Genomic DNA, 25,295 nt, shown 5'->3' on the forward strand with positions numbered 1-25,295 from the left:
TTAACAATCTAAAAATAAGCATTATTTAAAATGCACAACGGGTTAGATACTATTAAAGAATAAAAACGATGAAAAAAATAGCACGTTATATTTGCTTGGCACTGACACCCTTTCTGTTAGTCCAATGCAGCGATTACTTAGAAACCACAAACCCCGGGCAAAGCGACAATGAATTTGTGACGTCTAGTCCGGAAGAGACTTATAAAACATTGTCTTGGGCGTATGGCGAATACCGGACCAATGTGGTTGCAGGTGGTAACTACAATTGGCAGGATGTACTGGGATCCGATGCCGAATACATGAGCGAGTACCCTACGGCTAATAACGTGATTGCACGGCTCCAGCCGGAAGCTACCGGGGTAAACGCGCAGGCAACCCAATATAATAGCCTTAATATCATTTTGGCCCGCGCTGCGCGGGTGGCCGGAGCTATTGAAGAGAAAGGGGTGCTCCAGGAGGGAACAACAGATATATGGTCGCAATTATACGGCGAAGCCAAGGCTATGCGAGCGCTCTGCGGATGGGAATTGGTACGCCACTACGGGGATGTCCCTTTCGGATATGAAAACCAATACGTAACGGAGTATGAACTCACTTCGCGCTTTGCGATCATGGATGAACTCATCGCCGAACTCCAGGCGGTAGAGGGCCGTATGTACAAGGTTGGGGAAGGCGGCATTACAGCCGAACGGCTGAACCGTTCGTATGTCAACGCGCTGATCGGCGAAATCGCCCTGCATGCCGGCGGGTGGCAAACCATCCGTACCGATATGCCCGGTCTGTATGGTGATGTACAGTTCGAATATAAGGGTACCGACGATGGTATGTGTGTATATGCTCGCCGCACCGACTACATGGATTACATCCGTATAGCTGAACAATACCTTGACTTGGCTGTAAATATGCATAACGGAAGTGTGCGATTGATTACGTCAGACGACCGTCCAGCCAACAATCCTTTTCAGGTACACTGGCAGGAAATCAATTCTAGGCGATCAAGCCCCGAATCCTTTTTTGAAATAGCCTGCTCCCCGGGAAATGGCGGTGAGCATCCGTATTCGCAGGGGCGCGCAGGGTCTAACAATGGTGCCGTGTCGGTGTTAAACACCTTTGCGGCTATCCGAATCATCCCCTCTTTCTTCTACAACGGTTATGAGCCGGGCGACAAACGCCGCGATGTGAGCATGGTGGTAACCGGTAGCGATGCCGCAACCGGGCGGGAAGCCTTGATACCGCTCGGCGCAGGTACGCGGATCGGTGGTGGTGGACCGTCCATCAACAAATGGGATCAGAACCGTGGGGACAATCCGTTGATCCCGAATAATGCTAACCGAGCGTCGGGGATGAACTATACGGTACTGCGAATGGCTGACGCCATGCTGATGCTGGCCGAGGCGAAAGCGATCTTAGGAAACGATGACGGAGGAGCTATAGAGTTAGTTAATCAAATCCGTACACGGGCCTTTGGCAACGCTAGCCATAACCTATCCGGTTTATCTGGTGAGGCATTGCTAGATGCCGTTTACGCCGAGCGTAAGTTGGAGTTGTTGGGTGAAGGAGATTTACGGTGGGATATGATACGATCGGGTAAATTCAACGAAAGGGCTGTGCAGGTACGCCAGGATATGGACGAAATGATGGCTGGTTTGAAAAACAACGGATACTATACGTTTGAGAGTGGCCGGACCATCTCCAATTACATTTGGACCAAGTATGTGCAGGTAAATCCGGGTAGCTCGGAAGCTGTTGTGACGCAGGAAGGCGATGAGAGCAACCCGGCGCTCTTTCCGGGATGGCGTGGTATCTTTAATTGGAATGCTGCCGCACATGCCAACATCGAAGCCAAGAACTTGGCCATAAAAGGGCTATACAGCTACATCGATCCGGATGGTGCCGAGGCAGCCGCATTGGAAGCGGATGGGTATCAGAAAACGGACTGGGGAATTAAAATTGGGGAAGGTACAAACCCCGATATGTACAGGGCAGCTATCTTGGATGGTGTGGTGGGCCGTGAAAACCTCGCACCCCGCTACTTCCATGCGATTCCGCTTACTGTCATCGATCAATCGAAAGGGAAAGTAACCAATGGTTACGGGCTCCCCAACAATTGATTTTTTACGATAGAAAATCATTATGATTCATTACGTTAGTGTTTGTTTATTGCTTTTGCTGGCTTTTTTTAACCAGCAAGATGTGACGACCATTTACTCAATCGGCGATTCTACGGTAGCGGATTATACACTGGAGCACGGATTCATCCGGAGGGCTGGCATACGGGCGATCGTAAATCATACCGTATGTCCGGACACCAGTGGCATCACGGGCGTGCGCGATTCGAGTTTCACCCGGGAAGGTGAACTGCTGCGGATGAAGAAACAATATCCCGATATCCGATTGGTAACCGAGCCGGAGGTTAGCTCCCTTATCAGCCGAAATGCCGTGTATCGAGAGGTTGATGGTATACCGTTGGCCGGTGATATTTACCGTGCCGAGGAGCGCGACGGACCGGTACCCGGTGTGCTTGTCATTCACGGCGGCGGATGGCGGAGTGGTGATAAAGCGCAGTTGGGTGGTCTGGCCTATCAATTGGCATCAGTAGGATATGCTTGCTTCGCCATCAATTACCGGCTCTCCACACAAGCACTGTATCCCGCCGCCGTGCACGATGTGGAGGCGGCACTGCAATGGATGAAAACAAACGCGGATACCTTGGGGATTGACCCAACGAAGATTGCCGTGCTGGGGTTTTCGGCCGGAGGCCAGCTTGCCGCACTGATAGGCGCCAAGAAAGGTAAGAGCGAGGTACAAGCCATCGTGGATATCGATGGCATCCTCGCATTTATCCACCCCGAATCGGGCGAAGGCAACGATACCCAATCGAAGTCCGCTGCTACTTACTGGTTTGGCTACAGCAAGACCGAGCGGCCCGACCTTTGGCAAGAGGCTTCCGCATTGAGGTACGTGTCACGAACGACACCACCTACGCTGTTTGTCAATAGCTCGGTCGACCGGATGCGCGCGGGACGGGAAGATTTTATCCGTGTGCTCGATCAGTTCGGGATTTACCACGAAACGAAAACGTTTGCCGATGCACCGCATTCATTCTGTCTGTTCGAACCGTGGTTTACGCCGATGTCAGCGATGATCACCGATTTTCTGGATGCGGTATTTTAGTGTTTCTGTTGCCACTTTGCATACTGGCGGATAACCTTATCTCCCCATTCGCCATACCAGCTATATCCAACACGGCGCTCATTCTCAACTTCGTCGAGACGCCGGTGGGGCTGGCCGTCGCGCCCAGCGAATAAGGGTTTTTGTTCGTCGAGATCATAAAATCGTGCCCACACGTGTTTGTCCGGTGCTTTAACCAATATACGGTCTTTCTTTGTCGGCTCGTTGGGTGCAGCCACAATTTTCATAGTATAGCCCTCGATAACGTGATTTGCAAACCACTCCACGCCGTTTCGAATAGCCGCTTTCTCGTCTTCCGTCGGATTTTCCCGTGCCATGAGGAATAGCAAAATATTGGCCGATTCTGAAGACGCCAGTGAAGGGAGCTCATAGGTGCGTGCGGTGGCGGGCACTAACGTGTCCTTATCATATTGCGCAGCCCATATCGTTTTTTTGCCATGGAGGACCACCTGTGTGGCCAGGATGCACTGAACACCATTCTGCACCGCCTTTTCTGCTGCACTTCCGCGGGCATCGGTTAAGATTGCGTAATCTCCCAGACTGCGCGAAATACCGTCCAGTACCTTTAACACATTAATCATTGCATCGTCATTGTAGGTAACCTGCGAACGGTAGATCCGGTTGTCGGGGTAATACTGCGGCCAGCCGCCGTTGTCGTACTGGGCAGCAAGCAGGTAATCCACCCCGCGTATGGCTGCTTCCTTGTACCGGATATTATGTGTGTTTCCGTAGGCTTCCAACAGGTAGGTGATCTCCCGGGTGGTCGCTCTATTATCGATGGTCGTATCATCGTTGCCGCGTTCCTTCCTTGCCGTCTGCCTTTCCTTTTTGCCGAATGGCTGTTTGTAGTTGACCGCTTTGTCCATGAACGTTTTGGACCAACCGCCGTTGGAGCGCTGGAGTAACAGCATTTTTTCGGCGATAGTATCGATGGTTCCTGGCTGTGCGTGTAGGGCAATACAGGCACTGAGGGCAACGAAACAGGTGAAAATCAGCTTTTTCATGAGCGTGTTGTTTAATCGATGGCTGAAACCCTGAACCAGTCGACATCCAGCCAACCGGTGTCGTTAATGGTTGTGGTACGGGTGGCAAAGAGTCCCATTTTTGCACCGATCCAATGGCCTTCAACGGCCTGGAACGGTTCGCCGGCAGCTTGGTAAGTACGGCCGTCCAAGCTGTACTGGAAGTAGCATTCTCCCCCGTCCCGTACTTCCACGCGGAGGTATAGCGCACCTTGGTCTAGCCGGGCAATGACCGATTCTTCTTCAGTGATGCCATCCTGCGCCTTGAGGGCGGTTCCCCTTATCAGCGCGAGGCCATCGGCGTCTTTGCGTATGGACAACGTGGCGTAGCTCCGACCCATCACCACGAGCCCGGCTTTTTCGCCCAACAGTTTTTCGGGATGCGGTGTAAACGCTACTTTAGCCGTAGCCACAAACGCAGGGGCCGGAAACTTCTGCATGAGTACGTTGGGTGTTTCATAGAGGTTGCGACTGACCTCGGGGATTTGCTGCGTGTATAACCGGAGCACCCCTTTTTCGGGATAGAGGAAGGACCACGTGGCCTGTGGGTTGGCTTGCCATTGCCATTGTTTGCCCAGGGCAATACCATCGAATTCGTCGCTCTCAGCAGGAGTGGTTATGGGGTGCGCTTTTCCGACATTGGGTTTCCGGTAGCTCGATACGGGCTCACCGGTCCCGTCGCCATCGGGGTCTACACCAATAATCGGCCAATCGTTTTCCCATGTGACGGGTTGCAGGTGCGTAATACGTCCGTACACACCCGCGTCTTGAAAATGGATGAACCAGTCTTCACCGGTTTGGGTAGTTACCCAGCCACCTTGGTGGGGGCCGTTTATGGTTGTGGTGCCTTGGTGGAGCACATTGCGGCGTTCATAAGGGCCGTAGATGTTTTTTGCACGCAATACCGTTTGCCAACCGGTAGCAACACCCCCTGCGGGGGCGAAGATGTAATAGTAGCCATTTCGTTTGTAGAATTTTGCCCCTTCAATGGTCGGGTCGATTCCATGGCCATCATACACGATGACACCCTCATCCAGTGTGTGTGTGGCCTCGGCGTTGATACGCTTCACAGCAAGCACACTTTTGATGCCTGCACGGCTGCCTGCATATGCATAGGCGATGTAAACTTGGCCATCGTCGTCCCAAAGTGGGCATACGTCGATAACGCCCTTCGTACTTTCAAGCAATACCGGGGCTTCCCACTCGCCGTAAGGGTCGGTGGTTTTTACCTGATAGATACCGAAATCAGGGTCTCCCCAGAAAATGTAATAGGTGCCATCGTGGTACCGGATGGACGGAGCCCATACGCCGTTGCCATGCTGCGTTTTGCTGAAGTGGTCATACGGTGGTTGGCGACGCAGGGCGTGCCCTATAATGGTCCAATTAACTAGGTCTTTCGAGTGAAGGATGGGCAAGCCCGGTACGGCATCGAAGCTGGAGGCCGTCATGAAATAATCGTCGCCAACGCGCACAACATCCGGGTCGGAGTAATCGGCATAGAGGATAGGGTTTTTGTAGGTGCCGTCGCCATTGTCGGCAACCCATACCGCCGATACACTGGAAGGGGTGCCGGTTTGGGCGGTTGCAGTACCACCAATACAAATAGTCGCGAAAGCGAATGCCGTCGTTACATGCTTCATCATAGTTATCTTCGATAAAAAGTTTCAACAATCAGTTTAATCCCCCAAACCTTATTAAGTAAAGGGGCCTAACTTCACAAGATTAGTGAGTTTGCCGAAGAAAATGAAACATCGAACGGATTATAAGTACGCAATCGATACCGGTATCGATTGCGCATTTATTTTGTGCCTGCATACGACCAACCCATCGAAAAGCCACCTATTTTTACCCTATGCCGGTTTAGGAATCCCATTGATAATAGAAATTGAAATAGATGCTGCGATGAAAATTAGGATTCGTTATTTTATAGGTGCTTTTTGCTTGCTTTTATTTTTATCGGGCGTGATGCATGTGGATGCACAGGTCGCTTTCCCCGGTGCAGAAGGCTTTGGACGCTATACAACGGGTGGACGAGGTGGCAAGGTGTACCATGTTACGGTATTGGCTGATGGTATGCAGCCGGGCACACTCCGTTATGCACTCTCACAGCGCGGCCCCCGCACGGTTGTTTTTGATGTAGCGGGCACCATTTTCCTAGACGCCCCCTTGCGGATAACCAACGGAGACCTGACCCTTTCCGGACAGACGGCCCCCGGCGAAGGTGTCTGCATTGCGCGCTACCCGGTATCCATCAGGGCCGACAATGTCATCATTCGTTATTTGCGTTTTCGGGTGGGCAACGAAGGGAAAGGGGAGCCCGATGGGTTGGGCGGAACGGAACAGCGGAATATCATTGTTGATCACTGTTCCATCAGTTGGTCGGTGGATGAAGCCTGTACCGTCTACGGTAATGAAAATACCACCGTGCAGTGGTGTATCATTTCCGAAAGCCTACGTACAGCGGGGCACGCCAAGGGTAAACATGGTTACGGTGCTATCGTAGGAGGTGCCCGGGCGTCTTTCCACCACAATTTGCTGGCACACCACGAAAGCCGAACGCCCCGCCTTGGCCCGCGTCCTTCCACCCAAACACGGGAATGGGTGGATATGCGGAATAATGTCATTTACAATTGGGCAGGTGGTGGTTGTTACGGCGGGGAAGGCATGAAGGTAAACATCGTAAATAACTACTACAAACCCGGACCGGCCACACCGAAAGCAAGTGCCATAGGCTACCGCATTGCGGGGCTGGGGGTGCGCACCACTGCGTATGTCCACCGTGCCAATGGCGCCCCCAACGTGTGGGCACCCATGGAGCATGTTTGGGGAACGTATTATGTAGACGGTAACGTGGTGGAAGGACACCCCGATGTAACGGCGGACAACTGGACGAAAGGGATATACGAGCAGATAAACAACGCCACTTCCGATTACACCTTTACCGAACAGGTGAAGCAAGCGATGCGCCTCGATCAGCCGCTATATGCCGATACGGTGACCACCCATAGTGCCGAAGAAGCCTACCGTTTGGTACTGCAATATGCGGGATGCTCCAAGGTACGCGACATCATAGACAAACGTATTGTCTTTGAAACAGAAAGTGGTACAGCAAGCCACCACGGCAGTGTGTCGGAAGATGCGGACAACTATCCCGGATTGATTGATACCCCATACGATGTGATGCCGGTGGGGGCTACCTCACCCTGGTGTCCGCTTAGCGACGGAGGGGTGACGTATGATGAATTGCGCGACAGTGATGGCGACGGTATACCCGACCTTTGGGAAACGGCCCATGAGTTGAATCCCCATAATGTAAAAGACGGAAATGTTGCCACGCTTAGCAAAGCCGGCTATACCAACCTGGAAGTATATATGAATAGTTTGGTGACCGACTTATACGACTAGGTGCTGTCATCGTGTAGGAAATCGGTTCCGTAAACGATACCGGTATCGTTTGCGTAAATTTATCGTTCCAGAATATTGGACGCTTGGACAAATGCACTTATAATTGTTGGGCAGCGCATTTCGATAGGTTATGGATATGCGGGTGGCTAATTAATTGGTCCTAATAATTAGTATATGCAGGTGTGTTTGAGGTATCAGGTGTTTCTATGTGCGGTATTGTTCTTTTGGCAAACGGCAAACGGGCAGCCTATGGAATGGGTGGTTGCGCAAGATGGTTCTGGTGATTTTGAACAGGTGCAGGAAGCGATAGACGCGGTGCCCAATCTCAGAAGGGCCCGCACCGTCATCCGGATAAAACCCGGTATTTACAAGGAAAAATTGGTGCTTCCCGACTCGAAAACAAACGTATCCCTGATCGGTGAAGATGCAGCAAATACAGTGATTACCTACGATGACTATGCCCGTAAGAAAAATGGGTTTGGCGAAGAGATAGGTACCTCTGGATCTTCCTCCTTTTTTATTTTCGGCGACGGTTTCCAAGCGGAGAACATCACCTTTGAAAATAGCGCGGGGCCGGTGGGGCAAGCTGTTGCCGTGCGGGTGGCTGCCACCCAGGTGGCTTTCCGAGGGTGCCGGTTCTTGGGGAATCAGGATACCTTGTATCCGCAGGGTGCCGGGACCAAACAGTACTACTACGATTGCTATATCGAGGGAACCACCGATTTTATCTTCGGTGCGGCAACGGCCGTGTTTGATAACTGCACAATATTCAGTAAAGCAGGTGCTTCTTACATCACCGCGGCGTCGACGCCAGATACCTGTGCCTTCGGTTTCGTCTTTCTGGATTGTACGTTGCGTGGCGATGCCGACGACGCGTCGGTATACCTCGGACGGCCGTGGCGGCCCTATGCGAAGACCGCTTTTATCGATTGTGATTATGATGCCTTGGTTCACCCGGCAGGGTGGCACAATTGGGGGCGGCCAAGCAACGAATATACGGCCAGCTATGTGGAGTACGGAAACACCGGTCCAGGTGCGAACACGGACAACCGGGTAGGTTGGTCGGAAGTCCTCACGGCTGATGCGCGTGCGCGGTACACCGTGGATTACATTTTAGGGGGATGGAACCCAAAGCAAGATATACACAATTGATGGTTTTCAGATGAATAAGCGTAAGACAGTATGGGGAATGGTATTGGTGGTGTTATGTGGTGCCTTCACTTGGGGTACCCAACAACAAGTAACGATTTTTTTGATTGGTGATTCTACGGTAGCCAACAAGCCCTACCGTGTCAGCAATCCGGAAAGGGGGTGGGGGCAGGTGCTGCAGCTTTACGTGGATGAGTCCATCGCCGTTGAAAACCACGCGCTGAACGGCCGAAGCACCAAAAGCTTCCGCGACGAAGGGCATTGGGAAAAAGTGCGTGCCCGTATCAAGCCGGGCGACTACGTGATCATTGAGTTCGGCCATAACGACCAAAAGGTGAAAAGTCCCGATCGGTACGCCGATCCCGAAGTCGGATTTCCGTCGCAGTTGCGGCAGTATGTGGCCGAGACGAGGGAGAAAGGTGGCATACCTGTGCTTGCAACGCCTATCGTGCGGCGGAAATTTGATGAGCGGGGCTACCTCGTGGAAACACATGGGCAGTATCCGGATGCGGTGAGGAAGGTAGCGCAACAAGAAAACGTACCGTTGCTAGACATGCATGCGCGTACCCGCGAATTGCTTTTGGAGTGGGGCCCCGAACGGTCTAAGGCCTTATTCCTCCATTTCGTGCCCGGCCAATACGAGGCTAAGCCTGAGGGGGCCGCAGATGATACGCATCTCTCCGGAACGGGTGCATTTAAATTGTGCGATCTCGCCGTGGCCGAAATGAAACGTGAGTTGCCCGAATTGGCTGGGCATTTTAAACCGTAGGGAAGTTGGGAATCATATAATGGCTAATGGAAATGACGAATTTAGTGGTGCGGGGTAGTAGATGGATGGCGCTATGGCTGGTTTGTGCGGTGTGTACGGCAGCAACGGCAGCCGAACGGGCATGGCCAACACCGGCGGTACCATTACCTGTATTTAAAGCAGATACCTTTGATATCCGCGAGTTTGGCGCTTCCGATATGCCCGGCGCCATCAACACCGAAGCGATCCAGTCGGCCATTGCTGCCTGCCATGAAAATGGCGGCGGTGTGGTGGTTGTGCCTAAAGGGGTTTGGATATCCGGGCCACTGGATTTGCTTAGTGGGGTAAACCTACATCTGAAGCGCCAATCCGTACTGTTGTTTACAGCGGATTTCGATCAATACCCACTGGTGGAAACCGGATGGGAGGGGCTCCGTCAAATGCGCCGCCACTCGCCGATCCGCGCAGAAGGGCAGGCCAACATAGCCATTACCGGACACGGTGTCATCGATGGCAACGGCGATGCCTGGCGCTTCGTCAAAAAGGGGAAGATGACCGATTCGCAATGGAAAAAACTCGTGGCGTCCGGTGGCGTGCTGACACCCGACGGTAAAGAATGGTACCCCTCGGAAGGAGCGCTCAAGGGGCGCAATTACAAAGATCCGGGTGAAATCACCGCAGATAAAACCCCGGCATTTTATGAGGAAATTAAGGATTTTCTACGGCCAAACCTCGTTGTCTTTGAAAAATGCGAACGGATTTTGCTGGAGGGGGTGACGTTCCAAAATTCGGGTGCCTGGAATATTCACCAGCTCATGAGCAAAGACATTACCGTACGAGACATTACCGTGCGCAACCCGTGGTATTCACAGAATGGCGACGGACTGGATATCGAGTCGTGCACCAATGTATTGGTCGAAGACAGCTCATTCGATGTGGGCGACGATGCGATTTGCATTAAAAGCGGAAAGAATGCCTACGGAAGAGCGGTAGCGATGCCCACTGAGAACCTGTGGGTACGCGATTGCGTGGTTTACCATGCCCACGGGGGCTTTGTGGTAGGTAGTGAAATGAGCGGTGGCGCACGCAACCTCTACGTCTCGGACCTCACATTTATCGGAACGGATATCGGGCTCCGCTTCAAGACGACGCGGGGGCGTGGTGGAGTGGTAGAAGATGTGTTCATCAAGGATGTTTATATGAAAGACATTCCTGGCGAGGCTATCTTATTCGATATGTATTATGAGGCAAAAGACCCCGTCCCTGCGGCAGGCGAAGAACGCCGGCCGCCGAACGTGGAGAAGAAACCCGTTACAGAAGAAACACCGCAGTTCCGCAATTTCCATATCAGTAACATTCATTGTGATGGCGCTAAGAAGGCTATTTTCGTCCGTGGGCTGCCGGAAATGCCGATCCATGGTATCCACTTTTCTGGGTTGGCAATGAGTACGACCGAGGGCATCGATATACAGGAAGGAACGGATATCCGTATCTCCAACTCGGTGATCGTTGCTAAAGACACAAATCCGCTAGTCTATGTGCTTAATAGCCAAGAGATAGCGCTAGATGGCGTCTCGTCGGATGTGCCCGTAGAAACCCTGTTGCATGTGCAGGGGGAGCGTTCGGCGAAAATCGTGGTTAAAAACATCGATATCCCGTATATCAACAATAAACTACAGGTAGATCAGGGTGCACAGGCGGCATCCGTTAACATCCATTAACATCGTTATCGCTAAAAACACAAATATGATAAAGAAGCTAATGATCATTGCATTGCTGGGCTTATCAGCGCAAATCGGACAGGGGCAAACCACGAAGTATAGTGAACTCATGTCGGAGACCGCAGTGAAATTGTGGCCCGATTCGTTTAGCTTAGGTAAGCCGGGCACACCGGCTAAATGGAGTTATGACCTAGGCGTTATCCTGAAAGGGATGGAAGCGGTATGGAAAGCCTCAGGAGATGTGCGGTGGTTCAACTACATCCAAAAGCAGATGGACCATTATGTGCAGCCGGACGGTACTATTAATATGTACCGGTTAAACGACTACAACATCGATTTTGTGAACAACGGGAAAATCTTGTTGTTTTTGTATCAGGTAACGGGGAAAACAAAGTATTTCAAGGCGGCCTCTATTTTGCGCGACCAGCTAAAAACGCATCCGCGTACGTCTGAAGGCGGGTTCTGGCATAAAAAGGTCTACCCGCACCAGATGTGGTTGGATGGGTTGTATATGGGGCAGCCGTTTTATGCCGAATATGCCAAACTCTTCAACGAGCCGGAAGCATTTGACGACATCACCAATCAATTTGTATTGATGGAGAAACACAGCCGCGATGAGGAAACCGGTTTGCTCTACCACGGGTGGGACGAGTCGCGCGAACAAGCCTGGGCCAACGATACAACCGGGCAATCGCCCAATTTCTGGGGGCGCTCGCTGGGGTGGTACGGTATGGCCTTAGTAGATGCGCTTCCCTATTTTCCCGAAGGGCACCCGGGTGTAGACTCACTTACCGGGATTTTGCAGCGCCTAGCGAAGGCTGTGGTTGATTTCCAGGATAAAAAATCGGGCTTATGGTACGACGTAGTTGATATGGGGTACCGGCCTGAAAATTATTTCGAAGCATCGGCATCGTCTATGCTGGTGTATACACTGGCAAAAGGCGTACGGCTGGGTTACCTCCCCGATACGTACCTGCGGGCGGCGAAAAAAGGATACCGTGGTATCTTAAAGGAATTTATTACGCCAAGGGATGGCGGTGGTGTCAATTTGGAAGGTACGGTAAAGGTATCGGGACTTGGTGGGTCGGGTAACTATCGCGACGGCACCTTCGACTATTACATGAGTGAACCCGTTATCCAAAACGATCCGAAAGGAATCGGTGCGTTTATCAAATGCGCTACGGAAATGGAAATGTTACCTACCCTGAAATACGGTGAGGGTACGGTAGTGACACTAGATAACTACTACAATAACGAGCACCGTGCCGATGCCACAGGCCGTGAAGTGCGCTACCATTATGTGTGGCAGGAACAGTCAAATGGAGGCTATTCGTTCCTGAACCACATCTTCCAGATGCACGGGGCGAAGACCACATCGCTGGCTGCAAAGCCTACAGCGGAGGCACTACGAAATACCGATATCTATATCATCGTCGACCCCGATACCCAGAAAGAGACCCCCTCGCCCCATTGGTTGGAAACGGCCGAAATCGACGTTATTGCCAACTGGGTAAAGAAGGGCGGTGTACTGGTCCTTTTGGGAAATGATAAAGGGAATGCAGAATTTAAACATTTCAACATGTTGGCCGGCCGCTTTGGTATTCATTTCAATGAAGATCATGCGTTGCTGGTGAAGCAAAATGATTTCCGACAAGGTGCTGTAACTTTGGAAAAAAGAAATAAGGTTTTCAGGAAACCCTTTCGGCTCTTTCTGAAAGAGGTGAGCACACTGACAGTAATGCCACCGGCAAAAGTACAGGTACAACACGAAAATATGGACTTGGTGGCAACTGCCACATATGGTAAGGGTACTGTTTTTGCCCTTGGAGACCCGTGGATTTATAACGAATACATAGACGGCAGGAAGCTTACTCCCGACTTTGACAATTACCCAGCTGCCCAAGCATGGGTGCGCTGGTTATTGGGTAAGACGGGCAAATGAACGAATCATGCTTTTTTAACGTTATATAGTTTATAAAGTCAACATTATAAAATCAAATACAAAATGAAAACAACAAATTCACGTCGAGAATTTATCAAAAAGGCCTCTTTAGGTGCCGGTGTCGTTGGATTGTCCGCCCTGGGGTTCAGCGCAAAGAGTTACGGCAAGATTATCGGTGCCAACGACCGTGTAAGGGTGGGGATTGTCGGGTTTTCCAACCGGTTTAAAAGTTCGTTGTTCCCCGCATTTATGAACCATGCAAAGGCCCAGAATTTTGAGTTTGTGGCCGTTTCGGATCTGTGGAACAGACGCCGTGATGAGGCTTATGCCTATGCGAAGGAAAAAGCGGGTATCGAACTCGCGAAGTACCGGAACAACGATGAGCTCTTCCCGCGAACCGATGTGGATGCGGTAATCATCAGCACGGCCGACTTCCAGCATGCGTTGATTGCAGCCGAGGCCGTACGCCACGGCAAAGACGTATACGTGGAAAAGCCATTGGCCGAAACATTGGAGGACGCGAAAATCGTGCGGAAGGCCGTGGAGGAAACTGGCAAAATCCTGCAGGTGGGGTCGCAGCGCCGGAGTGCACCCAACTACATTGCAGCCAACGAGTATATCCGCTCAGGTAAGTTTGGCGATATAAAGATGGTAGAGATGACCTGGAACGTGAACCAGCCCGGCCGTTGGCGCTTGCCCCAACTGACCAAGGAAATACGCGAACAGGATACTGACTGGAACCGCTTTTTGATGAACCGTCCCAAAGTGGCATGGAACCCACGTTATTACCTCGAATATCGATTGTTCTGGCCCTACTCTTCCGGTATTTTCGGGCAGTGGATGGCACACCAGATTGATACCGTACATTGGTTTACAGATTTGCCGCACCCGCGCAGCGTGGTAGCCAACGGAGGGATATACCTCTGGAACGATGGCCGCACTAACCCCGATACACTCACCGCAGTGATGGATTACGGTCCCGCAGACGACCCTAGCAAAGGATTCCAGGTGCAGTATTCATCACGGTTCACCAACTCGGCCGGTGGGGTGAAGGAACTGTACTTCTCGAATGGCGGTTCCTTAAACCTCGATACTAATGAGGTGACATCTGAGGGAGGGCTGACACAACGCATGGCCGACCAGATGGGGATGAAGGCAAACTTGCTCGATCCGTTCACCCTGTCAAACGCGGCAAAAATCGAAACATCAGCAAATACGGGGAGTGACCCGATGACCTCACTCCACATGCTCAATTGGATGGAATGTGTGCGTAGCCGTAAGCAACCGAATGCGGATGTCGTGGCCGGTTATAATCATTCCGTAGCCAATATTATGGGACATACCGCTTATGTAACCGGAAAACGGGTGACGTTTGATGATGAAAAACAAGAAGTAGTGATTTCTTAAACAAGGGATAGCAAATGACACAAACAAAAAATATGCTTGGTGCCCTGGTGCTTGCCATAGCCGTTACGGGCTGCGGACAGTCGCAAAAGGTACAGGAGCAATCCACGCAGAACGACCGGTTTTCTTTCGTGGAGCAGCCGGAGAGCAACAGCATATCCATCCTGTTGGATGGGCAACCGTATACCGCGTATTGCTATGCCGATAGCCTGAAAAAGCCCGTACTGTTTCCCCTCCGTACCAAAGATGGGCATTTCATTACCCGCGGGTGGCCGGTGCAGCCCCGTGCGAACGAACGTACGGACCACCCCCACCACATAGGGTTATGGTTCAACTACGGTGACGTGAATGGGCTCGACTTCTGGAATAACTCGACAGCTATTCCGGTCGAGAAACGAATGGGATATGGAAGCATCCTCCACGCAACGGTGAACGCGATGGAAACCGATGGAAGCTCCGGCGTGCTCGACGTTACCAAGTATTGGAAAGGGCCGCAGGGAGATAGTCTCCTGAAAGAGGATACGCGATACGTTTTTCAGGTGGACGATGGGGATAACACATCGATTGCGCTCGAAATCAAATTGACCGCGTTGACCGACGTATCGCTCAACGACAATAAAGAGGGTGTATTGGGCATACGGTTGGCCCGCCAACTCGAACACCCTTCCAACGAACCGGCTAAATTTACCGATGCCAACGGTATCGTCACCGAGGTGGCCCAAGCCAACAACGACGGCGTAACGGGGCATTACATCAGTAGTGAAGGTGTTGAAGGTGACGATGTGTGGGGCACCCGTGCGAAGTGGGTAGCGCTCAACGGTACCATTGAAGGGGAGGACGTGTCGCTTGTTATACTTGACCACGAAGGGAACCCAGGATATCCTACCTACTGGCATGCCCGTGGATATGGTTTGTTTGCCGCCAACCCACTGGGACAAAAGGCGCTCAGCGATGGTAAGGACGAACTGAATTTCAAATTGGATAAAGGTGACACTACCCGTTTCAGATATAAGGTGCTTATCCATGCAGGAAGCAAACTGGATGCCGCCGAAATCAATAATCGGTTTACGGAATTTGCCAACCAATAGTCGACTTCCAGCTTTTCGTTTTTGCGCAATCGTTGCCGGTAACGATTGCGCAATTATAGTTGACAACTTGTTTCATTCGTTAATTGCCAAACTGTAACATTGCAGTGGTAAAGGACAGTAGTATGCTTACTAACTCAAAGAGTAATTAGGATTTTAAGGGTTTTATTAAATGAAGTTATTGAATAGGCAGTTTGTGGAGCCGCGTGATTATCCGGAGAAAGTGCTCCAGTTCGGTACGGGTGTGCTACTCCGCGGATTGCCGGACTATTTCATAGAAAAGGCCAATCGGGCAGACATGTTTGGTGGGAGCATTGCCGTGGTGAAGTCGACGGAAAAGGGGGACGCCGATCCGTTTAAACAGCAGGACAACCTGTATACCATTCATATCAAGGGACTTGAGAACGGACATGATGTGCAGGATACATTGCTGGTGTCGGCGATTAATCGCGTTATCACCGCTATTACAGACTGGCCATCCGTTTTAGATGTTGCCAGTGCACCTGAGTTAGCAATTGTTGTCTCTAACACCACCGAGGTGGGGATTGTGCTTGATGAAGCCGATGACGTGTTCGCTACGCCACCGCGTTCTTTCCCGGGTAAGTTGACGGCCGTATTATTAAAACGGTTCTGGGTATTTAAGGGAGCAGAAGATAAAGGTTTGGTTGTCCTCCCGACCGAACTCATCGATAAAAATGGCGAACGGCTTTTGGATATCGTAATCGCATTGGCGGAGCGCCACCAGTTGGGAGAGGGGTTTGTTGACTGGGTGAAAAACCATAACTATTTCTGCAATACGCTGGTGGACCGGATTGTGCCGGGCAGTCTGGAGGCGGCTGTGCGGCAGCAGGCGGAGCACCGGTTGGGCTATAGAGACGAACTGGCCATAATGGCGGAACCGTTTTGCCTTTGGGCCATCGAAACCTCACACCCGCGGGTGACTGAAGCACTCACTTTTGCAGGGGCCGATAACAGGGTCGTTATTGCATCTGATATCGACAAGTTCAAAGAGCTGAAGCTGCGCTTGCTTAATGGCAGCCATACATTCGCATGTGGCTTGGCTATGCAGGCTGGGTTTGATACGGTAAAGGTAGCCATGGCAAATCAATCGTTTTCAACCTATGTGAAACGGGTGATGCATAACGAAATCATCCCGACCTTGGTGGGAATCGGTATCGATAAACAGGAAGCGGAAATGTTTGCGGATCAGGTCATCGATCGGTTCGCCAATCCTTACCTCGAACATAAGTGGGAAAGTATTAGCACAAACTATACATCAAAGATGCGGATGCGCAATTTTGCAACGCTCGAAAGACATTTTAAAGGAGGGAGAAGCAACGGCGCTAACTATATGGCTTTGGGATTTGCGGGCTATTTAATGGCAATGGGAAGGGGTGAACCCTTCCAGTTGCTGGCAGATTGGGAGAAAGATCTTATTTCATTAGGTGACTTCCTGCCGACGGTTAAGAATTATTTGAATCAGCTCCAGCAAAAATCGGTATCAGAGGTGCTGGAAGCGTTGAACTCGAACCACGATGAAGGAGGGCATTAAGGCGATGGCGGATGCGTGCGTTTTGCGGATCCATCCGAACGACAATGTGTTGGTGGCTTTACAGGATTTGAAAGCCGGTGAGCATATTGTATATACGGGTGAGACCTTTGTATTGCTAGATGACGTTGCTGTGAAACACAAGTTCTTCACCGAAGATCTATCCGTGGGCAGCGAGGTAAAGATGTACGGTGTGCTGGTTGGCCGGACGGTGCAAGATGTGAAGGCCGGACAATGGATGAACACAACAAACGTGAAACATGCTGCAGAGCCCTATTTCTTTAGGCCTTCCGCATACCGGTGGTCGCCACCGGATGTGTCCAGGTTTGAGGAGCGTACGTTTATGGGATACCATCGGAGCGATGGCCGCGTGGGTACAGCAAATTATTGGCTTTTTGTCCCTACAGTTTTTTGTGAGAACCGAAACCTGGATGTCATCCGCGAAGCGCTTCACCACGAGCTCGGGTATGCGGTCGCAGATAAATACCGGATGAAGACCCGCATGCTGCGGGAGCTGGTGAAAGAAGGAAAGAATATCGAAGCGGCGGACCTTTCTATCCATGAGGCTATGGTACCTGTAGACCGGTTATTTAAAAATGTGGACGGAATTAAATTCCTTAACCATCAAGGGGGGTGTGGCGGTACCCGGGAGGATGCCGCCGTATTGGGAAAGCTGTTGGCGGCTTATGCAAACCACCCCAATGTGGCAGGCATAACCATATTGAGCTTAGGGTGTCAAAACCTCCAAGTAAGGGATCTACTCGCTGAGCTTGATGCGCTGAGGCCGGCATTTGATAAACCGGTACTGGTATTCGAACAGCAACGGATCGGGAGTGAAGAAGAACTTATCACGGAGGCGATTCGCAAGACATTCATCGGGTTGGTGGAAGCGGACAAAATTATACGTAAGCCCGCGCCGCTGAGTGAGTTGACCATAGGAGTGAAGTGCGGGGGCAGCGATGGCTTCAGCGGTATCACAGCAAATCCGGCAGTGGGCTATTGCGCGGACTTACTGGTGGCACTGGGTGGAAAGGTACTGCTTGCCGAATTCCCCGAACTGTGCGGTGCGGAACAAAACCTGATTGACCGGACAATAGACGAAGCCGCAGCACATAAATTCATCCGATTGATGAGGGAGTATAGCGATGCAGCGGAACGGGTGGGTTCGGGTTTCCACATGAACCCCTCGCCGGGCAATATCCGGGACGGATTAATTACCGACGCGATAAAGAGTAATGGTGCCGCCAAGAAGGGCGGTACTTCACCTGTGGTCGACGTGTTGGATTATACCGAGCAGGCCACTAAGAAAGGGCTGAACCTCGTATGTACACCGGGTAATGATGTGGAAGCGACCACGGGCAAAGCGGCAAGTGGGGCGACTTTAATCCTGTTTACCACCGGCTTGGGTACGCCAACAGGCAATCCTGTTTGTCCGGTCATCAAGGTGGCTACCAACAGCCAGTTGGCCCGCCGGATGGAAGACATTATCGATATCGATTGCGGCCGGATAGTGACCGGTGATAGCACCATCGAGCAGATGGGAGAGGAGATTTTAGAGTATTGCATTCGGGCAGCATCGGGAGAGGTTATACCCAAAGCAGTACAGCTCAACCAGGACGACTTTATCCCTTGGAAACGGGGGGTCTCGTTGTAAGGTTTGCCTATTTAGGATTATGGCTTAGGGGTAAAATTGAAGAGTTTAAATTTACGATTTATAAGAGATGAAGAATTTTCTGGATGACCAATTATTCCTGTTGAATACGAAAACGGCCCAGTTGCTATACCACGATTATGCGGCTGTTATGCCAATCATAGACTACCATTGCCACCTCCCGCCGCAGCAGATTGCTGAAAACACGCAATTTGAAAATATTACCCAAGTGTGGCTCAATGGCGACCATTACAAATGGCGCGCCATGCGTACCAATGGTGTGGATGAAAGTTATATCACAGGCGATAAACCTGATCGTGAAAAGTTCCGGAAGTGGGCGGAGACCGTCCCCTATACGTTACGGAATCCATTATACCATTGGACGCATTTGGAGCTACGCCGCTATTTCGGTATTTCTGAGCTGTTAGGGCCGGATACGGCCGACCGGATATTTGACGAAACTAAGGAGAAGTTGCAGTCGCCCGAATACCGCGTGCGCGGACTTCTGGAGCGGATGAATGTGAGGGTAATCTGCACTACCGACGATCCGTTGGATACGTTGGAACACCACCGGGCGTTGGCCGAAGAAGGCCATGGACTGCCGGTATACCCGGCGTTCAGGCCTGATGCGGCGATGGATTTGAGCGATACGGCGAGGTTCAGCACCTATGTTTCGCGGCTGGAGGTAGCGACGAACCGACCGATAGGCCAATTTTCGGATTTTGTCCATGCGCTGAAAGAGCGGCACGACTTTTTTGCAACGATGGGCTGCAGTGTGTCTGATCATGGGTTGGAGGAAATTTATGCCGATGGGTATACAGAAGCGGACATCGAACGTATTTTTAAGGCTGCCACGGGTGGTGGACACGTATCTGTGGAAGAACATCGGCAGTTTAAATCGGCCATGCTGTATTTATTTGCACAATGGGATGCCGAAAAGGGATGGGTACAACAGTACCACTTGGGTGCATTGCGTAATAACAACTCGCGGATGATGCGGCAATTGGGAGCAGACACCGGGTGGGATTCTATCGGAGACTTCAACCAAAGCCGGGCGCTTTCGAAATTCTTGGATAGGCTCGACAGTAAAAACGAATTAACCAAAACGATTTTGTACAATCTCAACCCGGCAGATAATGAGCTGATGGCCACCATGATTGGTAACTTCAACGATGGCTCTGTGCCGGGTAAAATACAGTTTGGCTCCGCCTGGTGGTTCCTCGACCAGAAAGACGGGATGACGAAGCAAATCAATGCGCTTTCAAATATGGGACTATTGAGCCGATTTGTGGGGATGCTAACTGATTCGCGGAGTTTCTTGTCATTTCCCAGGCACGAGTATTTCCGGAGGCTGCTGTGTGATTTGTTTGGAACGGAAGTCGAAAACGGTGAATTGCCCAATGATCTACAATGGATCGGACAGGTAGTGCAGGACATCTGTTATAACAATGCCAACCGATACTTCGGCTGGGAAGAGACGCAGCAGTAAACCGGATAGTAGCGAAAACGATTTCGAAGAATTTCTACCCGGAAAGCTGGGCTATTCAACAAGTCTTTCTATATTTGGGGAGGCGTAAACGTTTACGCGTAAATAAATCTAATCATTTTGATGCTAATATCATGACATCCCAACCGTTAAGTAACTATCGATGGAGTATCTGTGCACTGTTGTTTTTTGCAACCACCATTAACTATCTGGACCGGCAAGTACTGTCACTTACCTGGAAGGATTTCATCGTACCCGAATTCCATTGGCGAAACAACGATTATGGTAATATTACCGGTATATTTTCTATCGTTTATGCCGGGTCCATGTTGTTTGCTGGGCGCTTGGTTGATTGGATGGATACAAAGCGGGGCTATTTATGGTCGATCGGCATCTGGTCAGTCGGCGCATGTATCCATGCATACTGCGGGATTGCAACGTCGGGCATCTTAACAGGTAATTGGTTCGTTGGGTTTGAAGAGGCTAAGGAGCATATCGCTACGGTAGGTGATATCGCCCAAGTGGTGTCCGTAAGTGTAACCTTGTTTATTTTTGCGCGTATTGTATTGGCAATAGGGGAGGCAGGTAACTTCCCGGCGGCGATAAAAGCTACGGCGGAGTATTTCCCGAAGAAGGACCGTGGTTTTGCAACGAGTATTTTCAACGCTGGAGCCACCGTGGGCGCACTGGCAGCACCACTTACCATTCCGTTTATCGCAGCGGCCTATGGCTGGGAGGCGTCTTTTGTGATTATTGGTGCTTTGGGTTTTGTATGGATGGGTTTCTGGATATTCATGTATAAGAAGCCGCACGAGCACCCTCGAGTGAACGCAGCAGAGCTGGCTTATATCCAGCAAGATGATGTCACCGATAGCGAGCAGGTAACTACCAATCCGGGGGGTGCGGTACAACGTAAGAAAATGTCTTTCGCAGGAGCGTTCCGCTACAGGCAGACATGGGCGTTTGCGGTTGGAAAGTTCATGACTGATGGTGTGTGGTGGTTTTTCCTGTTTTGGACACCTGCTTACCTCAGTTCGGTATATAACCTGGATTCTACAGAAAGTGCTTGGCATATATTCTTCCTCTACGCCCTTACGCTGCTGTCCATCATTGGTGGGTGGTTACCCACATACTTCGTAGATAAGCAGGGGATGAATCCTTATGCAGGTAGGATGAAGGCGATGCTTATCTTCGCATTTTTTCCGTTGCTAACGTTATTCGCACAGCCACTTGGCCATATTTCTGTGTGGATCCCTGTAGTTATCATTGGTATTGCGGGGGCGGCACATCAAGCTTGGTCGGCGAATATTTTCTCTACTATCGGCGATATGTTCCCACGGTCCAGCGTGGCAACAATCACCGGTATAGGTGGTATGGCTGGCGGCGTTGGTGCATTTTTGATTAACAAAGGTTCTGGGGTGTTATTTGACTATTCAGTCGATACGAATTTGAAGTTCATGGGTTTCGAAGGTATCGAATCCGGATATTTCATCATCTTCTCGATTTGTGCGGTATCCTATCTGATTGGGTGGGTCATAATGAAATCTTTGGTTCCACACTACGCGCCAATTACCGATATCGATTGATACGTTGTTGGTAATAAGGAATATAAAAAAACCTTTAGCAAGAGTAGCTAAAGGTTTTTTTATATCATATCCTTTGGGAATAGGAGCAGCGCTTACCAGCGGCTTTTTTCGCGGCGTTTGCCTGAAAAGTCACGGAACCCACCGCCATGCTCGCGCTTGCGGCGGCTTCCACTTTCACCTCCGTTGCGGAATGAGCGGCTCCGCCGCTCCCCGCCACGGCCTTCGCCCGCATTTTCTACCCGTACAGTACGCCCGTTGAAATCGACGTTTTGGAATCCGCTGAAAACTTTGTCTACAGCAGCATTTTCCACTTCAAAGAAGGTGTACACCCCCTTAAGATCAATTTTCCCGATGGCTTTGCCACTAATCCGCGTATTGTTGCAGATATAACCGAGGATATCCCCGCGACTGAAATCATCGACCGAGCCGAGGTTGATAAATAACCGCGTATAGTCTGACTTGTATCCGTCACGACCGAACCGCTCCGATTTACCCCGCCGGTCGGAGCCCCCACGTCCTTCGCTGGGATCGACGTTGAGGTCCGGTGCGTTTTCATAATATTCCAGAAAACGGTTGAACTCGAGCGCGGCAAACCGTTTGACGATTTCTTCTTTACTCAATTCGCTGAAGCTCTCCATAATCTTCGGTAGGTAGGCATCGATTTGATTGTCGTTGACTTCGACCTCATTGACCTTATTGATCATGGCGAAAAGCTGCTTTTCGACCACAGCCTCACCCCTCGGCACTTCCATTTTAACGAATGGTTTGCCGATGACCTTTTCGATTTGCCGGATTTTACCCAACTCTTTCAGGTTGACCAGTGAAATGGAGATCCCGGTTTTTCCAGCGCGAGCGGTACGGCCACTGCGGTGGGTGTAGTTCTCCAGCTCATCGGGCAGTGAGTAGTTGATTACGTGGGTCACATCGTTTACGTCAATACCACGTGCAGCTACATCGGTAGCGATAAGCAATTGCAAACTGCGTTCGCGGTAGCGCTTCATCACTTTATCTCGCTGTTGTTGTGAAAGGTCGCCATGCAATGCATCAGCATTGTAGCCATCCTTTATCAACGATTCCGCAATTTCCTGGGTCTCGATCTTAGTGCGGCAAAATACGATGCCGAAGATTTCAGGATTGGAATCGACGATGCGTTTGAATGCGGCGTATTTGTCGCGTGCCCGGATCACATAGTAATGGTGGTCGATGTTGGCGTTACCGGTGTTTTTCGTGCCCATGGTGAGCTCAAACGGATCGGTCATGTAGTTCTTTGCGATCCGGCGTACTTCTGCAGGCATGGTGGCTGAAAAAAGCCATGTTTTTTTCTCGTCGGGAGTAGTAGACAAGATATTGTTGATGTCTTCCTGAAAGCCCATGTTGAGCATTTCATCCGCTTCATCCAATACGACGTAACGTACATTAGAAAAATCAATGGCTTTACGGCCAATGATATCGAGCATACGACCTGGGGTGGCTACAACAATTTGTACACCACGGCGAATCTGACGCAATTGGTCACCGATGCTCGCGCCGCCATAAACGGCCACAACATGTACATCTGGGAGGTTTTTTGCGTACTTCTCAATGTCTTTGGAAATCTGCAGACACAACTCACGCGTAGGGCACAGAATAAGTGCCTGCGGGTACTTTTGGGAGAAATCCAATAATTCTAATAATGGCAGGCCAAATGCTGCGGTCTTGCCGGTACCAGTCTGGGCTAATCCGACAAAATCGTTGCTGCCTGCAAGTAATACGGGAACGGCTTGTTCCTGGATAGGAGTAGGGGCTTCAAACCCTAGCTCTGTGATGGCATTAACAATATCATGACGGATCCCCAATTCAATAAATGGGTTCATGAATATTTTATATACAATAGGCACTATTGCCTAAGGCGGTGCAAAGGTACGGTTAATTGATTGGAATTCAAAGATAAGAATAAAAAATAAAAATGCCGTCCAAGTAAAATAGACGGCATTTTTCAATGGGATAATAATTTTCTGTTTAATAGAGTGTGAACTCTACGCGACGGTTTTCTTGCCTTCCCGCAGCGGTATTGTTGCTCGCAATCGGTTGGGTAGGCCCATATCCAGTGGCTTCAATGCGCGATGGGTTGGCCCCCTTGCTCACGAGGTATGCCTTCACGGCCTCGGCCCGCTCCTTAGAGAGCCGCATATTTGTCTGCATCGAACCGGTATTATCGGTGTGGCCTGCTAATTTCAGGCTGAAGTTCTTCTCGATAAGCAGGGCGGCCACTTTGTTGAGGCTCGCGTGCGAAGTTGGCCGGATTGTGGATTTTCCCAAATCGAATTCGAGGTTCTGGATGGCTTCATCAACTACCCGCCGGTCTTCATCGGTCACAATGACTTTCTGCACAACCGGAGCTTTGGGCTCGGGGAGCGGGCATCCGGCACCGTCTACTTTCGTTTTCTCTGGGGTGTCGGGGCATTTGTCGTAGCGGTTGGCAACACCATCGCCGTCGTCATCGGCTAGGTCGGCATACAGCCGTTCAATCTGTGCTTGGAGCTTTTCGTTTTCGGTCCGTTGGGCATCCAATGCTGCTTTTTGTGCGAGTATCTCGTCATACTGTGCTTGATAATCTTTTTGCATGGCCGATACGGGGTTGCTGTTTGCCAAGAAAGGCTTACTCTTGTTGCCTAGTGCAAACTCAACACCTAGATGGGTGTATGAGAACATGTCTTTGCTGCCACTGCTTCCCGCACCGTCAAAGTTTGCCGATTGTACCAGATTGAGCCGATACCCGAGGTCGATAGCCACGTCAGGGCTGACGGCAAACTTCAATCCGACGCCACCGGGAACAAACAGTTTGGTGGTTTGCTCGTATGTGGTGGTCGTTCCATTGATTTTTGTTGTAGGCTCAAAACCGAGTGCGCCCAATCCGAAGTTCAAATAAGGTTTGATGATGCCCTCACGATGACGCCAGTTGATATTGGCCAAAGTAACGTTGCCGGAAACAGCGATTGACCACGGCAACTTGGTATCAAAACGGTTGTCGTTGCCTTCATATCCGCCAGTAACTTTCCCGCCGATATACTCGGCTTGGATGCCGAAGCCTGGCAAGATTTGCCTTTTTACGTATAGGCCATAGCCCAGGCTTTGCTCCACTTTATCGAAGCTACGGCGTAAGCCGATGAGGTTCGACTGGTTTAACAAACCTAAATGGGCACCAATCGACCATGTACGGTATTCGGAGTCTGGCGCAAAAGGCTTTACCTCGTTAATCAGGGTCTGGGCCTTCAGCGACGCGGTCGAAAGGATTCCTATACCGACTAGCAATCCAATTTTGGTCAACTTGTTTTTCATCAGAATATGTTTAAATCATTTATTTGTTTATCAATCA

At 50.7% G+C, this 25,295-nt stretch carries 17 protein-coding genes; 13 read left to right on the top strand and 4 right to left on the bottom strand.

Features of this window, described 5'->3' with window-relative positions; genetic code table 11:
• Positions 1-68 precede the first annotated feature (68 nt).
• Both NGM62_RS18575 and NGM62_RS18580 read left to right on the top strand, forming a co-directional pair.
• Entirely contained in the window at positions 69-2,111 is a 2,043-nt protein-coding gene (locus NGM62_RS18575) for a RagB/SusD family nutrient uptake outer membrane protein (RefSeq protein ID WP_262249793.1), read from the top strand.
• 22 nt (positions 2,112-2,133) lie between these two features.
• On the top strand, positions 2,134-3,174 hold the full coding sequence (locus NGM62_RS18580; RefSeq protein WP_262249794.1) for an alpha/beta hydrolase: 1,041 nt from the start codon (positions 2,134-2,136) through the stop codon (positions 3,172-3,174).
• Here the strand turns inward: NGM62_RS18580 and pelA are convergent.
• Positions 3,171-4,196 (bottom strand): pectate lyase, encoded by a 1,026-nt coding sequence (gene pelA / locus NGM62_RS18585; RefSeq protein WP_262249795.1) that lies wholly within the window; start codon positions 4,194-4,196, stop codon positions 3,171-3,173. The two genes, NGM62_RS18580 and pelA, sit on opposite strands and share 4 nt — an antisense overlap.
• An 11-nt stretch (positions 4,197-4,207) precedes the next feature.
• On the bottom strand, positions 4,208-5,857 hold the full coding sequence (locus tag NGM62_RS18590; protein ID WP_262249796.1) for a glycoside hydrolase family 43 protein: 1,650 nt from the start codon (positions 5,855-5,857) through the stop codon (positions 4,208-4,210).
• A 100-nt stretch (positions 5,858-5,957) separates the two neighbouring features.
• Between NGM62_RS18590 and NGM62_RS18595 the strand changes: the two genes are divergently transcribed.
• From NGM62_RS18595 to NGM62_RS18645, 11 genes are all read left to right on the top strand, one after another.
• Positions 5,958-7,619, top strand: a complete 1,662-nt coding sequence (locus NGM62_RS18595; protein ID WP_262249797.1) for a pectate lyase family protein — start codon at positions 5,958-5,960, stop codon at positions 7,617-7,619.
• A 186-nt stretch (positions 7,620-7,805) separates the two neighbouring features.
• Entirely contained in the window at positions 7,806-8,771 is a 966-nt protein-coding gene (locus NGM62_RS18600) for a pectinesterase family protein (protein ID WP_262249798.1), read from the top strand.
• 10 nt (positions 8,772-8,781) lie between these two features.
• Positions 8,782-9,537, top strand: coding sequence for a rhamnogalacturonan acetylesterase (locus NGM62_RS18605; RefSeq protein WP_262249799.1), 756 nt, complete (start codon positions 8,782-8,784; stop codon positions 9,535-9,537).
• 26 nt (positions 9,538-9,563) lie between these two features.
• Positions 9,564-11,237 carry a glycoside hydrolase family 28 protein gene (locus NGM62_RS18610; RefSeq protein WP_262249800.1) on the top strand — a complete coding sequence of 558 codons (1,674 nt, stop codon included), beginning with the start codon at positions 9,564-9,566 and terminating at the stop codon, positions 11,235-11,237.
• 25 nt (positions 11,238-11,262) lie between these two features.
• Entirely contained in the window at positions 11,263-13,179 is a 1,917-nt protein-coding gene (locus tag NGM62_RS18615; RefSeq protein WP_262249801.1) for a glycoside hydrolase family 88 protein, read from the top strand.
• A 63-nt stretch (positions 13,180-13,242) separates the two neighbouring features.
• Positions 13,243-14,586 carry a Gfo/Idh/MocA family protein gene (locus tag NGM62_RS18620; protein ID WP_262249802.1) on the top strand — a complete coding sequence of 448 codons (1,344 nt, stop codon included), beginning with the start codon at positions 13,243-13,245 and terminating at the stop codon, positions 14,584-14,586.
• 14 nt (positions 14,587-14,600) lie between these two features.
• Entirely contained in the window at positions 14,601-15,671 is a 1,071-nt protein-coding gene (locus NGM62_RS18625; protein ID WP_262249803.1) for a DUF6807 domain-containing protein, read from the top strand.
• Positions 15,672-15,840: 169 nt separating this feature from the next.
• Complete coding sequence (locus tag NGM62_RS18630) at positions 15,841-17,220, top strand: tagaturonate reductase (protein WP_262249804.1); 1,380 nt, start codon at positions 15,841-15,843, stop codon at positions 17,218-17,220.
• Positions 17,204-18,871, top strand: coding sequence for a UxaA family hydrolase (locus NGM62_RS18635; protein WP_262249805.1), 1,668 nt, complete (start codon positions 17,204-17,206; stop codon positions 18,869-18,871). The genes NGM62_RS18630 and NGM62_RS18635 overlap by 17 nt, the downstream gene beginning before the upstream one ends.
• 67 nt (positions 18,872-18,938) lie before the next feature.
• Positions 18,939-20,357 (top strand): glucuronate isomerase, encoded by a 1,419-nt coding sequence (uxaC, locus tag NGM62_RS18640; protein WP_262249806.1) that lies wholly within the window; start codon positions 18,939-18,941, stop codon positions 20,355-20,357.
• A gap of 131 nt (positions 20,358-20,488) precedes the next feature.
• The gene (locus tag NGM62_RS18645; RefSeq protein WP_262249807.1) at positions 20,489-21,940 is read left to right on the top strand and encodes an MFS transporter; all 1,452 of its coding nucleotides are present in this window, start codon (positions 20,489-20,491) and stop codon (positions 21,938-21,940) included.
• A 92-nt stretch (positions 21,941-22,032) separates the two neighbouring features.
• Here NGM62_RS18645 and NGM62_RS18650 read toward each other — a convergent pair whose 3' ends face one another.
• Both NGM62_RS18650 and NGM62_RS18655 read right to left on the bottom strand, forming a co-directional pair.
• Positions 22,033-23,793 carry a DEAD/DEAH box helicase gene (locus tag NGM62_RS18650; protein ID WP_262249808.1) on the bottom strand — a complete coding sequence of 587 codons (1,761 nt, stop codon included), beginning with the start codon at positions 23,791-23,793 and terminating at the stop codon, positions 22,033-22,035.
• Positions 23,794-23,938: 145 nt separating this feature from the next.
• Entirely contained in the window at positions 23,939-25,258 is a 1,320-nt protein-coding gene (locus NGM62_RS18655) for an OmpA family protein (RefSeq protein WP_262249809.1), read from the bottom strand.
• Positions 25,259-25,295: the final 37 nt, after the last annotated feature.

Origin of the sequence: Parapedobacter soli (assembly GCF_025460835.1) — a bacterium.
GTDB classification, from domain to species: Bacteria; Bacteroidota; Bacteroidia; order Sphingobacteriales; family Sphingobacteriaceae; genus Parapedobacter; species Parapedobacter soli.